This is a genomic window from Phyllobacterium sp. 22552 (genome assembly GCF_052044585.1).
GTDB lineage: Bacteria > Pseudomonadota > Alphaproteobacteria > Rhizobiales > Rhizobiaceae > Phyllobacterium > Phyllobacterium ifriqiyense.
In genome coordinates, this window is record NZ_JBQENG010000005.1 from 38,732 (window position 1) to 52,206 (window position 13,475).

Below are 13,475 nucleotides of genomic sequence, written 5' to 3' on the forward strand. Positions count from 1 at the left end.
GAGGCTTTTTGCTCATGACGAATAAAGTAGTGGACCGCATTCCCCTCATTCTGGAGGAGTTTACACCGTACAGGCTGAATAAGGCCGCAGAGACGATCAGCAGACGTTTCTCCAGCCAGTACCGTGAACAATATGGCCTAACGCGCCCTGAATGGCGCACATTGGCGACACTTGGCCAATTTGGGGCTCAAACTGCCACTGCTATCGGGCTGCATTCTTCAATGCATAAAACAAAAGTCAGTCGCGCGGTTTTCTCTCTTGAGCAACGCCGTTGGCTGAAGCGTCGCCGGGATGAGGCCGATCGGCGAACCGAACATCTGGAACTCACCGCTGCCGGCCTCAAAGCCTATGAGCATTTGGCCAAGCTCGCTTACGATTTTGAGGCCGACTTGTTTGCCAGACTGGGCGAGCACGGAACGCGCGACTTGAAAGCCGGGCTCACCGCGCTCGAAACATATTACGGGCAATATGCGGCAGTCACTTCGACCGATGATGACTAAAGCGTCGTCAGGTCCACCCCTCGCGTCTCACGTGACAAAAGCACGCAAATAATGCCGGGAATTACCATCACTGCTGCATAGATAATGACTGCATGCGGCGATCCTGTTGCGTTAAGCAAGAGGGTTGCAATCAAGGGCGCAACAGAGCCACCGACAACCGAGGCGACCTGATAACTGATCGACATGGCTGAGTAGCGAACATGCGTCGGAAACAACTCGGTAAAAAACGGAGCCATGCTTCCAACTATAATCCCGTGGAATGTGAGCGTTAGCAGCGTTGCCATCAATACTGTTTGCGGATCGGCACCATGCGGCAGACTGAAAAGATAAGCGCCTGCGGCCAGGCCGCCCAGTAGGCCGATAAACATCAGGGGCTTGCGTCCAAACAAATCCGACGCATATGCCGCGACCATAATCACGATGACTTCAGCAACAGATCCCCAGAACAGGGCTCCAACGCCAACTGATCGCGCTAAACCAAGAAACTGAACCGTCAGCACCAGGAAGAATGTCGTGAACAGGTAAAACAATGTGTTCTCGGCCGTCTTGACCAGAAAGACCTGTCCCATTGGTTTGCTAAAGTGCTTGAATGCTTCGGAAAAAGGCGCAGCCGGTATCGTCTTTCGCTTTTCGACGAGTTCGATGAAAGCAGGAGATTCTTCGACCCGGCGGCGCATCCAGAAACCCAGAATGACCAGCACGATCGAGAAGAGGAAGGGCAGCCGCCAGGCCCAATCGATAAAAGCCTGTTCGCCAAAACGTATCGTGAGGAAGCTTATCGTGGCTGCCGCCAGCACATTGGCAGCAGGACCACCAACCATGGGAAAGCTTGTCCAGAACCCGCGCTGTTTGCCGGGCATCGATTCAGCAACGATCAACAAGGCACCCGTTGCCTCGCCACCCACTGCGACACCTTGCACGATACGCAGCGCAACCAGCAAGACCGGCGCCAGAACGCCAACTGACGCATAGGTCGGCAGAAGACCCATGGCGAAAGTTGCTCCGCCCATCATGGCAAGACTTACAACCAGCGCGTTTTTGCGTCCTATGCGATCCCCAAGAACTCCGAAGATTATGCCACCCAGCGGGCGGGCGATAAAACCTATGGCAAAAGTGCTGAGGCCGAGCAAAACCCCTATCATTGGGTCAGCTGTCGGAAAGAATGCCTTGTCAAAAACCAGCACCGCGCAGGTGGCAAAGATAAAGAAATCGTACCATTCAATAATGGTGCCTACAGAACTGGCAAACAGAAGCCGCGCCCGTTTTCCGAAATTATTTTGGTGCATTCTACCCTCCCGATAGCGTTAAAGCGGGAGGGTTCTAACGGCTCATTTTGTAACCATCAACGCAACTGCATCTGTGAATACACTCATAAAATAAGCCGAAACTTGGCAAATCCCTCGGCACCATCTCCGGCATCCTCGATCTTGACGCTTTTCAGATCGCCAAGGAATTGTTTCGCCTTGGGGCCGCTTTCGAAGGTGACAGTGGTGCCGGGAAGCGCTTTGAATGTCCAATTGGCATCCGCTGACGGATTGATCGTCCCCTCTTCAACGATATAACGCACAATGACATCGCGGTTTGTATCCGGGGCTACAAAGATCACCTTATCTGCAGCAATCTCGGGGAACTTTCCGCCTCCGCCTGCGCGATAATTATTCGTGACAACAACAAATTTCTGCGCCGGATCAATTGGCTTGCCGTCAAATTGAAGGTTCTGGATACGGTTGGCTTGCGGATTGACCGGCAAGCCATCATTGTCAAACTTGCGTTCCTGCGACAAATCGATTGCATAAGTAACGCCGTCGATAATATCGAAGTTGTAAGACGGAAAGTTCGCATTGAGCAGGGCCGCATCCTTCGATCCTGCCGGTATGTGATTGAACATGCCCGCCGACATTTCCAACCAGTTTTTGACTTGCTCGCCAGTGATTGCGACCGCCTGCACCGTGTTGGGATAAAGATAGAGATCAGCGACATTCTTGATCGCTATATCTCCGGCAGGAACATCGGTATAGTAGTCTGCACCACCACGCCCGCCTGCCTTGAATGGGGCGGCAGCGGATAAAACGGGCAGGTCCTTATACTCCGTTTCCTTGAGCATCTGCTTTATGTACCAGGTCTGAGCCTGAGATACGACTTGAACCGAAGGATCATCGGCAACCAAGGCAAAATAGGAATAGAGCGGAGCGGAGGTTTTACCCACCGGGGTGCGAACGTAATTCAGCGTTGCTTCATGTTCTGCTTTGGCTGCATCAATAACTTCGGCCTTATCGGCAACATCCGCCACAACCTTCTTCGCCTCATCGCGATGGTAAATTGGACGAGCCTCCGCAGTAAAATCAACAATCCGCCAGCGTTGGCCGTCCTTTTCAAGCAGCAGGTCGATCAGCCCAAGATGCGAACCCCAGAAACCCGCCATTACAGCCGGTTTTCCAGACAATGTTCCCTTGATTGGATCAACACCCGCAATACCGTCCCAGCTTTTCGGACCCGGAAAAACCAGATGCTGGTGCCCGGTAAAAATTGCGTCGATGCCTTCCACGCCCGCGAGGTGGAGTGAGGCATTTTCCATGCGATCGGCGAGAGGTGCCCCATCGATGCCGGAGTGAGATAACGCAACGATAATATCGGCACCCTCTTCCTTCATCGCGGGCACCCAAGCTTTTGCGGCTTCAACGATATCGCGCGTTTGAGCCTTTCCTTCGAGGTTTTTGACATCCCACAACATGATTTGAGGAGGCACAAAACCGATAAATCCGATCTTTATCGGAGTTTCTGCGCCAGAACCGTCCTTGATAATCTTTTCAATGATGACATAGGGCTTGAAGAAGAGCTCATCCTGCTTGGGATCGCTGGCCAGGTTTCCTTTGGTCAGGTTTGCACAGACATAAGGAAAATTCGACCCACCGACCACATTGAACATATAGTCAAGACCGTAATTGAACTCGTGATTGCCGAGCGTCCCGACATCATAGCCCAAGACATTCATGGCTTTGATAACAGGGTGGACATCGCCTTCTTTCATTCCACGCTGATAAGCCATGTAATCTCCCATGGGATTGCCCTGGAGAAAGTCGCCATTGTCGATGAGGAGCGAGTTGGTGGCTTCAGCGCGAATTGTATCCATGATCGTCGCTGTGCGGGCCAGCCCCATCGTGTCGTTTGGCTTATCGGCGTAATAATCATAGGGAAAAACATTCACATGGATGTCGGTCGTTTCCATCAGCCGTAAATGAGCCTGGTTGGGTGCTGCGCGCGCGGAAAAAGGATGTAGCAATAAGAGCGCCGATGTTGCGGCCATGCCACTCAAAAGAGAACGACGCGAAATCGGATGCATGGCAGAAGTATCAGACATGGAAAATTCCTTCATAAGCTCTATGTGGCCGAATCCAAAAAAGACTAGAATGGTTCAGTGAGAAATGCATCCGTAAAGGATCAACATGAACGTCTGTTGACTGCGCTTTTCGGACCCAATGCTAGGGAGCCGCACTCTGTTGGAATGCAAAGAAAAACGTAAGCGATACGATAAGTGACCATTTCAGGGCTTGCGCCGCAAACCTCCTTCTGATTCTTTGCCGCCGCTCCGGGATATTTTCAGTTTTGATTCTCACGGACGCGATATTTTGAGATTTAGACCTGTACGCCGATGATAGTGAGCGGCGCGGAACAAGGATTGCACCATGTCGATCAACCTTCAAAAACCGGAAATTTCCGAGATGAAGCCGAATATTACCGTGTTCGGTGTTGGAGGTGGCGGCGGTAATGCGGTCAACAATATGATCCGCGAAAACCTGCAAGGAACGCAATTCATCGTTGCAAACACAGATGCGCAGGCACTGTCGATGTCCAAGGCGACCAGGCTTATACAGCTGGGCGCGAATGTCACGCAGGGCCTGGGTGCCGGATCGCATCCGGAAATCGGCCGCGCTGCTGCTGAGGAAAGCATCGACGAAATCATGGACCATCTGACAGGAACACATATGTGTTTCGTTACAGCTGGCATGGGCGGCGGCACCGGAACAGGTGCAGCCCCGGTAATTGCACGCGCAGCGCGTTCCGCAGGCATCCTTACCGTTGGCGTCGTCACAAAACCGTTTTCCTTCGAGGGAACCCGCCGCATGCGGATGGCTGAAGAAGGCCTTGAAGCACTGCGCGAGAGCGCCGATACTTTGATCGTCATTCCCAACCAGAACCTTTTCCGCGTCGCCAGCGCCAACACAACATTCGCCGATGCCTTCGCCATCGCTGACCGGGTTCTTTATTCAGGCGTCGCATGCATCACCGATTTGATGGTGCGCGAAGGCCTCATCAATCTGGATTTTGCCGATGTGCGATCCGTGATGAGGGATATGGGCCGGGCCATGATGGGTACCGGCGAAGGCACGGGCCAAGGGCGCGCTCAGGCCGCTGCGGAAGCAGCAATCGCCAATCCGCTGCTTGATGTGGAATCGATGAAGGGTGCCAAAGGCGTTCTCGTTTCCATCTCCGGTGGCCGCGACATGACACTGTTTGAAGTTGACGAAGCCGCCACCCGCATTCGGGAGGAAGTTGACGATCAGGCGAATATCATTCTCGGCGCTACATTTGACGATGCTCTGGAAGGTGTTTTCCGCGTTTCCGTCGTTGCGACTGGTATTGATGGCGTCAACAACGCAGCCCACGCATCTGGGGCATTGCTGCAACGCCAAGCCTGACAATCGGCCCATCGCCCGCAACATATATTTATAATTATTATCATCCCGGGACCAAATCCCGGGATATTTTTTTGCGAATGGAACGGTGAGAAAGTGGTGCTCGGTAGAGAGTTGTTAACCTTCATTTTCTATTCCTAGAGCAGCACAAATCCGGTCACCTCATCCCGTTTCGTTCGCAGGCATCATGCATATTTCCAGAACAAATTTCCCAATAAAATCAGATGACTACGAGACAACAGAGGCAAATCAGACACCTCCTGCAAGTGCCCCCGCCCCCAATCCAGCCCCGGCTCCGGCCTATGCACCTGTAAACGTTCGCCGTTCGGCGCCGCCTGTCGCGCAAGCCTCTGCGCATCCCATGGAGCGGTTGCAAAGCGCGGGCTATGTGTTGCCGGATGCTGCGACGGCACCAATTTCAAAGCGCATGTTCTCCTTGTCTGAGAATGTCCGTTTCACACGGACGCCAGACAGTGAATTGCAAAAGGGCAAAGAGCAGCCAGCTCCAACACCTGTACAGGTTTCCACGGCGCAAAAAGCCGCCCCTGTCGGGTTCAAGGCACCTGTGGCTCCGCCGCGCCCGCCCGTCGTGCAGGCAGCCCCTGCGCAACCAGAACGTTCACCGGTTTTAGCGGGCAAGGTTCCGACCATCGAAGAGAAACACGAAAATACAGTCGCGGCATCGTCCCCGGCCAAAGAGGCAGCCAGCTCGGCTTATGCCTATGTGTCAGACTTCGCATTCTGGGACAGCATGGGCGTGATCGCTGATGTAGCTCCGGTCACCAGCGCTTATGTGCGCCCAAAAAAGATACAATATAGCCCTGATGAGATCACCGCCCGTTTTCGTATCGTGGAATATAAAAAGGCTCTTGCTGCGGAAGCTATCGACCCGCAGCTTTTGGCTCCTTCTGCGCCCGAAAAGTCAGAAGATCAGCTAAACGCCGCATTGACCGGGAATGACACGATAGAGACGGTCGTCGAGGCCTCGGTGGAGGAGTCTCCGGCTCCTATCGCCCAACAGCAAGTTGTCGTGCAGCGGCGTGAGATTGCTCCACAGCCAGCACCTGCGCCTGCGCAAACGCTTACACCGCAAAGACGGCTTGCCATTGTCGGTGGCATCGAGACGCGCATGGCGCCGCCAACCCACGTCGGATACGAGAAGCCGCCGGTCGACTTGTTACAGGAACATACTGCGCAGGATACGATCACCATTTCGCAGGAAACGCTGGAGCAGAATGCTGGTTTGCTTGAGAGTGTCCTGGAAGATTTCGGCATTCGCGGCGAGATCATTCATGTTCGTCCAGGACCGGTGGTCACATTATATGAGTTCGAACCTGCCCCGGGCGTAAAATCTTCGCGCGTCATTGGCCTTGCTGACGATATTGCGCGTTCCATGTCTGCATTGTCAGCACGCGTTGCAGTGGTTCCAGGGCGCAATGTTATTGGTATTGAACTGCCCAACACGACACGCGAGACGGTGTTCCTGCGGGAAATGATCGAATCTGACAGCTTCGACAAGACAAAGTTCAAACTGGCGCTCTGCCTTGGAAAGACCATCGGCGGCGAGCCGGTGATCGCTGAGCTCGCCAAGATGCCCCATCTTCTGGTGGCTGGTACCACGGGTTCTGGTAAATCCGTTGCGATAAATACGATGATCCTGTCTCTGCTCTACCGGCTCACCCCCGACGAGTGCCGCTTGATCATGGTCGATCCGAAGATGCTGGAACTGTCGATCTATGATGGCATTCCGCATCTGCTTACCCCTGTTGTTACCGATCCCAAGAAAGCCGTCATGGCATTGAAATGGGCGGTTCGCGAAATGGAAGATCGATATCGCAAAATGTCGAAACTCGGCGTCCGCAATATTGATGGTTTCAATGCTCGCGTTGCCAGCGCCCGTGAAAAAGGCGAAACCGTGATGTGCACGGTTCAAACGGGCTTCGATAAGGGCACGGGCACACCTGAATATGAACAGGAAGAAATGGATCTGACGGCAATGCCGTACATTGTCATCATCGTCGACGAGATGGCCGACCTGATGATGGTCGCCGGCAAGGATATCGAAGGCGCGATACAGCGTTTGGCGCAAATGGCACGTGCGGCTGGCATTCACCTGATCATGGCAACGCAGCGTCCTTCCGTCGACGTCATTACCGGCACCATCAAGGCCAACTTCCCGACGCGTATTTCGTTTCAAGTAACATCGAAAATCGACAGCCGCACCATTTTGGGCGAGCAGGGTGCCGAACAGCTCTTGGGCCAAGGCGACATGCTGCATATGATCGGCGGCGGCCGGATCGCCCGCGTTCACGGCCCCTTCGTCTCTGATGAAGAAGTGGAACAGATCGTTACACACCTGAAGGCGCAAGGTCAGCCGGATTATCTCGATACGGTCACTGCCGACGAGACCGAGGAAGAAGAAGTCGAAAACGAGGACAGCGCAGTTTTCGACAAAGGCAATATGGCTTCCGAAGACGGAAACGAGCTTTATGATCAAGCGGTAAAAATCATGTTGCGCGATAAAAAATGCTCAACATCCTATATCCAGCGCCGCCTTCAAATTGGCTATAACCGCGCCGCTTCCCTTGTGGAGCGCATGGAAAAAGAAGGACTGGTTGGGCCAGCAAATCATGTCGGCAAGCGTGAAATCCTGAACGAGAATAACTGATCAGGCATGAATGTGGTGCGTGCTTTGACACGCACCACCCATTTGCCGATGGGCACCCCACCACTATTCATCCGGATAACTCAGGCTCTGCAACTCCCGCGCATCCACTCCTTCGATGCGGCGTAACACGGCGCGTGCCAGTTCCCGCCCGGCGTGGCGAACATCTTCGTTAAACACGATTATTTCCGGTCGGAACCATTTCAGCACGTCGCTCGATTGTTTCGATACGAGATCAACATCCCTGCCAATTTTGAGGCCAGCCGCTTCAATTCCTGCAACCAAAGCAATGGCTGCGCTCCCGCTACAACAGACAATTCCATCCGGGCGATTTTGGCCGGACATTATTTCTTCCGTTCGATCACGAATGCGCCCAAGCGATGTGTCCACGTCAATATCAGGAACCAGAATAGCCTGCGCACCGCCCTCCTCGATTGCCCGGGAGAACCCCCGCTCCAGATGCCTATGGTAGGTTACCGCAGAGGTGGGGCCGGCCATCATCGCAATTTTCTTGCGTCCTTTGATCAGCAGGCTTCTCGCGGATTTATAGGCAAATGCTTCATTGTCGAAATCATGGAACGGATGCTCGATCCCCATTTCTGTCCGCCCATGGGTAGCAAATGGGATGCCGTGCTCGGTAAGATAACGGACGCGCGCATCGTCAGGCTCCGTACGTGACATGATAATGCCATCGGCAGACCCTGTTTCCACGATGTAGCGAATGGGCTGCATGGGATCATTTTCAGCCGAATAGGGCGTAACGGTCAGATGATACGGCGTCTGCGATAATATCTCGGAAATGCCATAGACCATGTTTGACGTCAGGCCCATAATTTCCGACTGCGCATTGAGCACAAGACTAATAACATTCGTCTTGCCGGTTCGCAGCCTTACGCCAGCACGGTTGGGCCGGTAGCCAATCTGTTTTGCGATGAGTTGCACGCGGTTTTTGGTTGCGCGGCCAATTTCTGGCGCGTCTTTCAATGCGCGCGAAACAGTTGTCACACCCAGCCCAGCCATGAAGGCTATCGTCTTTAAAGTTGGACGCTCTCCTTCGGGAAGCTCCACTGCTTCGCTGCTCGAACCACGTCTCAAATCTTTTGCGTTCATATCTTGCTGGCCCGTCAAGGCCATCCTTCACCATGCAGCGCTTCTGTATCGTTTCAGAAACATTACGTTTCCTTGTTGCTGCAGTATAGCTCCCTGACATTCTATTGCACAACTTAAACTGGTGTAAGCGTGCGTTGCAACGACAAAAACTTGCATGAAGTATGACAAAAGCCTCTAAAACTGCTTGGTTTTCAACACAGAGACGCCTGCACAAGAAAAATAAACGCGGGGAATTGCGCCCACGCAAAGTTTAGTCTAGCCTACCTGTAACGTTTCAGATTTGGGAGGAAAAGATGCGTTACAGTACAGCTCTTGCCGTATTAGCCACTTCAACATTCCTGCTTACGATCAACAATACCAAAGCCGCAGACCTTGAGGTCACCCATTGGTGGACCGCAGGCGGTGAAGCCGCTGCTGCAAAGGTGCTTGCGGAATCCTTCAATAAGCTGGGCGGTGATAAATGGGTCGATGGAGCTATTGCCGGAAGCGGCAGCACAGCCACCCCCATCATTGTCAGCCGCATTCTTGGCGGCAATCCAATGGGTGCGACGCAGCTCAATACGGGCCGGGACGCCGAAGACCTCGTAAAAGCCGGGCTTATGACCGACCTTACCGAGATTGCTACCAAGGAAGGTTGGGCAGATTTTATCCGGCCATCAAAACTCTTCGATGCCTGCAAATATGAGGGCAAGATTTACTGCGTCCCCGTCAATATTCATACGGAACAATGGATGTGGGTAAATCCGGCTGCGTTCAAAGCGGGCGGCGTATCCGTCCCGGCCAATTGGCAAGAGTTTGTTGCTGCTGGGCCAAAACTCAAAGAAAAAGACATCATTCCCTTGGCGACCGGCGATGCATGGCAGGTCAACCTCATTTTCAACGACATGGTTTCTTCCATCGGCGGCAAGGAGCTTTTTCTCAAAGTATATCGTGACAAGGATGCCGTGGCAGCGGCCAGCCCCGAGATGAAGGCGGTTTTTGAGGCCTATGCCCAAGCCCGTGAGTTAGCCGACCCCGGCTATGTCGGACGTTCCTGGAATGAGGCTACAAGTCTCGTCATAAGCGGGAAAGCAAGCGCTCAGATCATGGGCGATTGGGCGCAAGGCGAATTTGGCGTCGCTGGAAAGGTAGCCGGTACAGATTATGATTGCCTGCTTGGCCTCGGTAATAATCCTGTCCTCAATACTGGCGGTGACGCTTTCTACTTCCCGAAGAATGAAAACCCGGAAGTGACCAAAGCGCAGCTTAAGCTCGCCAGCATGATGGTTTCCAAGCAAACGCAGGTGGCATTCAATCTTGCCAAGGGATCGCTTCCGATCCGCGGCGATGTCGATCTGGCCGCAGCAAATGCCTGCATGAAGAAAGGCGTCGAGGTTCTCAACAAACTCGACAATGTAGTGCCATCTGTCAATCAGCTGCTTTCGCCAGACACAAAGCTGGAAGTTGAAGACCTGTCCAAAGAGTTCTTTGCCGATGCCAGCATGACAGTCGAGGACGCGCAGGCTCGCTTCGTCAGCATCATCGAACAGGCCCAATAGTCATCCCCGCCCAAACTGCCATTTGCTCAAAACAAATGGCAGTGAGCGGCCCGGCCTGACGGAGAAAATAATGAGTCACGCAGCGCGCCCCAACACTCTTTTCAAGAACTTGAATGCCAAGGTCGCAGCCGTGCCAATGATTGCGACGGTTCTTATTGTCTTCATTGGTTGCACTTTGTGGACGGTCGTGCTGTCGTTTACGTCCTCGCGATCTCTTCCCGAGCTCACATTCGTTGGATTTGATCAATATACGCGGCTCTTCAACACGCCTCGCTGGAATGTTTCGGCTATAAACCTCGGCATATTCGGCGTGTTTACCCTCGTGTTTTCGACTGTGATCGGCTTCATTCTTGCTGCCCTCATGGATCAGAAAATCCGCTTTGAGGGGGCCTTTCGAACTGTTTTCCTTTATCCCTACGCCCTGTCATTCATTGTCACGGGCCTTGTCTGGCAGTGGATTCTCACACCCACATTCGGCATACAGCGCGTGGTTCGCGATCTGGGATTTGAAACCTTCACTTTCTCAATTCTCAATGATCAGCGCTTTGCCATCTACGCCGTCGTTATTGCCGGTCTCTGGCATGGTACGGGCCTCGTTATGGCGCTTATGCTGGCGGGTCTGCGAGGGATTGATGAGGATATCTGGAAAGCCTCACGCGTGGACGGCATCCCCATCTGGAAGACATATCTTTTCATTGTCATTCCCATGATGCGTCCTGTTTTCATCACAACCATAGTGCTGGTCTCAACCGGAATTGTACGCGTCTATGATCTCGTCGTCGCTCTGACAGGCGGGGGACCCGGCAACGCCAGTGAGGTGCCGGCCAAATATGTCTACGAGTTCATGTTCCGGCGCGCCAATCTCGGACAGGGTCTGGCTGCCTCTACGATCATGCTGACCACCGTTCTCATCATCATCATTCCCTGGGCTCTGATGGAATATCGCGGAGGAAAACGCAAATGACCGCGATCAATACCATATCTACCGAACCGCACGGCAGGCGGCCGACACGAACATTCACTCCAGCGAAGATCATGATCTACGGAGTCCTGGCGGTCGCCGCGCTGTATTACGTGCTGCCGCTCTACGTAATGATCGTCACTTCGCTGAAAGGCATGCCCGAAATTCGGCTTGGCAATATTTTCTCGCCGCCCGTTGAAATCACGTTCCAGCCCTGGAGCACAGCATGGACGAGCGCCTGCACCGGCCTCTACTGCGAAGGTCTGAAAGTCGGGTTCTGGAATTCGGTCCAGATCCTTATCCCGAGCGTGATCATTTCAATTCTGATTGCGTCCGTAAACGGTTATGCGCTGGCGAATTGGCGTTTCAAGGGGTCTGAAATATTCTTCAGCGTCCTGCTCTTCGGGGCCTTCATACCCTATCAGGTAATGCTCTATCCGCTCGTTATTATTACGCGTGAGCTGCGAATCTTCGGGACACTGACCGGCATCATCGTGATCCACACCATTTTCGGCATGCCGATTCTAACGCTCCTATTCCGCAATTACTTCGCTTCTCTCCCCACCGAACTGTTCAAGGCCGCACGTGTCGACGGCGCCGGTTTCTGGCGTATTTTCTTCCAGATCATGGTGCCGCTCTCAGCTCCGATTTTCATTGTTGCGGTCATCATACAGGTCACCGGTATCTGGAATGACTTCCTCCTCGGAGTCATTTTTGCAGGCTCCAAGAACATTCCCATGACCGTGCAACTGAACAACATCGTCAACTCGACGCAGGGCGTGAAGGAATACAACGTCAACATGGCGGCCACCATTTTGACCGGCGCCGTTCCGCTCCTGGTCTACTTTTTCTCAGGCAAATACTTCGTCAGGGGCATAGCCGCTGGCGCTGTTAAAGGGTGATTACCGTGCACAGTGTTTCAATCAAGGATCTGTCTGTCAGCTTCGGCTCGGTCAATGTTCTGAAGGACCTCAATATTGAGGTGGCCGATGGCGAATTCCTCGTATTGCTCGGCCCGTCCGGATGCGGAAAATCAACCCTGCTCAATTGCATTGCGGGTTTGCTCGATATCTCGGAAGGGCAAATATTCATTAAAGGCAAGAACGTAACGTGGGAGGAGCCGAAGGACCGTGGCATCGGCATGGTGTTTCAGTCCTATGCGCTTTATCCCCAAATGACTGTCGAGAAAAATCTTTCCTTCGGTTTGCGTGTCGCCGGGCTGCCAAAGGCCCAAATCCAGCAGCGCATCGCCAATGCAGCCGATATTTTGCAATTGGAACCACTATTGCAACGAAAGCCTGCCGCCCTTTCCGGCGGGCAGCGCCAACGCGTAGCCATAGGACGTGCGCTTGTACGCGATGTCGATGTGTTCCTGTTCGATGAGCCGCTCTCCAATCTTGACGCCAAGCTGCGCTCCGAGCTGCGTGTGGAGATCAAACGCCTGCACCACAAGCTTGCCAACACGATGATCTATGTAACCCATGATCAGATCGAGGCATTGACCCTTGCCGATCGCATTGCGGTCATGAAAGGCGGATTGATCCAGCAGCTCGATGAGCCGCTGACCATCTACAACAAGCCGCGCAATCTCTTTGTTGCAAGTTTCATCGGTTCGCCTGCGATGAACTTTCTAAGAGGTAAAATTACCGGGGCGAACCAAGATAAAGCCTTCACGGCAGCCGATCTCACAGTCTCGCTGGCCACATACGATGCGCAGGAACCGCTGACAAATGAGCGGGACGTTATTTTTGGTTTCCGGCCAGAGCATATCACGATCAATGACAAACCCGGCCCGGCAGGATTGTCCTGTGAAGCGACGGTTGATCTCGACGAACCAATGGGGGCCGACAGCTTGGTTTGGCTGACAGTTGCCGGCAAGCCGATATCCGTGCGCGTTGATTCCAGCCGGCGCTATTTGCCGGGCGAAAAGGTCCACCTCAACTTCAATCCCGCTATGGCTTCGCTGTTCGATGCCACGACCGAAAACCGTGTCTAGGGCCCTGACCC

Annotated in this window: 9 protein-coding genes and 1 pseudogene; 7 read left to right on the plus strand and 3 right to left on the minus strand. The window is 53.5% G+C overall.

Annotated features, from left to right (window positions below; genetic code table 11):
* Positions 1-14 precede the first annotated feature (14 nt).
* Positions 15-500, plus strand: coding sequence for a MarR family winged helix-turn-helix transcriptional regulator (locus ACTJI9_RS13220; protein WP_115053398.1), 486 nt, complete (start codon positions 15-17; stop codon positions 498-500).
* Here ACTJI9_RS13220 and ACTJI9_RS13225 read toward each other — a convergent pair.
* Both ACTJI9_RS13225 and ACTJI9_RS13230 read right to left on the minus strand, forming a co-directional pair.
* Entirely contained in the window at positions 497-1,786 is a 1,290-nt protein-coding gene (locus tag ACTJI9_RS13225; protein ID WP_115053397.1) for an MFS transporter, read from the minus strand. The genes ACTJI9_RS13220 and ACTJI9_RS13225 overlap by 4 nt on opposite strands.
* Before the next feature lie 83 nt (positions 1,787-1,869).
* Positions 1,870-3,858: a bifunctional 2',3'-cyclic-nucleotide 2'-phosphodiesterase/3'-nucleotidase gene (locus ACTJI9_RS13230; RefSeq protein ID WP_440808544.1), complete on the minus strand. Its 1,989-nt coding sequence runs from the start codon at positions 3,856-3,858 to the stop codon at positions 1,870-1,872.
* 325 nt (positions 3,859-4,183) lie between these two features.
* Between ACTJI9_RS13230 and ftsZ the strand changes: the two are divergent.
* Both ftsZ and ACTJI9_RS13240 read left to right on the plus strand, forming a co-directional pair.
* A pseudogene (ftsZ, locus tag ACTJI9_RS13235) lies at positions 4,184-5,149 on the plus strand (cell division protein FtsZ); the annotation flags it as partial.
* A gap of 406 nt (positions 5,150-5,555) precedes the next feature.
* On the plus strand, positions 5,556-7,862 hold the full coding sequence (locus tag ACTJI9_RS13240) for a DNA translocase FtsK (RefSeq protein WP_440808885.1): 2,307 nt from the start codon (positions 5,556-5,558) through the stop codon (positions 7,860-7,862).
* Between the two features lie 63 nt (positions 7,863-7,925).
* Here ACTJI9_RS13240 and ACTJI9_RS13245 read toward each other — a convergent pair whose 3' ends face one another.
* On the minus strand, positions 7,926-8,969 hold the full coding sequence (locus ACTJI9_RS13245) for a LacI family transcriptional regulator (RefSeq protein WP_115053815.1): 1,044 nt from the start codon (positions 8,967-8,969) through the stop codon (positions 7,926-7,928).
* Between the two features lie 293 nt (positions 8,970-9,262).
* Here ACTJI9_RS13245 and ACTJI9_RS13250 point away from each other — a divergent pair, with 293 nt between their 5' ends.
* From ACTJI9_RS13250 to ACTJI9_RS13265, 4 genes are all read left to right on the plus strand, one after another.
* Positions 9,263-10,507, plus strand: coding sequence for an extracellular solute-binding protein (locus ACTJI9_RS13250; RefSeq protein WP_115053394.1), 1,245 nt, complete (start codon positions 9,263-9,265; stop codon positions 10,505-10,507).
* A 70-nt stretch (positions 10,508-10,577) separates the two neighbouring features.
* Positions 10,578-11,471 carry a carbohydrate ABC transporter permease gene (locus ACTJI9_RS13255; protein WP_307275504.1) on the plus strand — a complete coding sequence of 298 codons (894 nt, stop codon included), beginning with the start codon at positions 10,578-10,580 and terminating at the stop codon, positions 11,469-11,471.
* On the plus strand, positions 11,468-12,370 hold the full coding sequence (locus tag ACTJI9_RS13260; RefSeq protein WP_115053392.1) for a carbohydrate ABC transporter permease: 903 nt from the start codon (positions 11,468-11,470) through the stop codon (positions 12,368-12,370). Before ACTJI9_RS13255 ends, ACTJI9_RS13260 begins: the two co-directional genes overlap by 4 nt.
* Positions 12,367-13,464, plus strand: a complete 1,098-nt coding sequence (locus ACTJI9_RS13265; protein ID WP_115053391.1) for an ABC transporter ATP-binding protein — start codon at positions 12,367-12,369, stop codon at positions 13,462-13,464. The genes ACTJI9_RS13260 and ACTJI9_RS13265 overlap by 4 nt, the downstream gene beginning before the upstream one ends.
* Positions 13,465-13,475: the final 11 nt, after the last annotated feature.

What these genes read in the sequence shown, in the direction of transcription:
- ACTJI9_RS13255 (WP_307275504.1), top strand. Translation starts at nt 10,578, where the DNA reads ATGAGTCACGCAGCGCGCCCCAACACTCTTTTCAAGAACTTGAATGCC.
- ACTJI9_RS13250 (WP_115053394.1), top strand. Translation starts at nt 9,263, where the DNA reads ATGCGTTACAGTACAGCTCTTGCCGTATTAGCCACTTCAACATTCCTG.
- ACTJI9_RS13230 (WP_440808544.1), bottom strand. Translation starts at nt 3,858, where the DNA reads ATGTCTGATACTTCTGCCATGCATCCGATTTCGCGTCGTTCTCTTTTG.
- ACTJI9_RS13240 (WP_440808885.1), top strand. Translation starts at nt 5,556, where the DNA reads ATGGAGCGGTTGCAAAGCGCGGGCTATGTGTTGCCGGATGCTGCGACG.
- ACTJI9_RS13220 (WP_115053398.1), top strand. Translation starts at nt 15, where the DNA reads ATGACGAATAAAGTAGTGGACCGCATTCCCCTCATTCTGGAGGAGTTT.
- ACTJI9_RS13225 (WP_115053397.1), bottom strand. Translation starts at nt 1,786, where the DNA reads ATGCACCAAAATAATTTCGGAAAACGGGCGCGGCTTCTGTTTGCCAGT.
- ACTJI9_RS13260 (WP_115053392.1), top strand. Translation starts at nt 11,468, where the DNA reads ATGACCGCGATCAATACCATATCTACCGAACCGCACGGCAGGCGGCCG.
- ACTJI9_RS13245 (WP_115053815.1), bottom strand. Translation starts at nt 8,969, where the DNA reads ATGAACGCAAAAGATTTGAGACGTGGTTCGAGCAGCGAAGCAGTGGAG.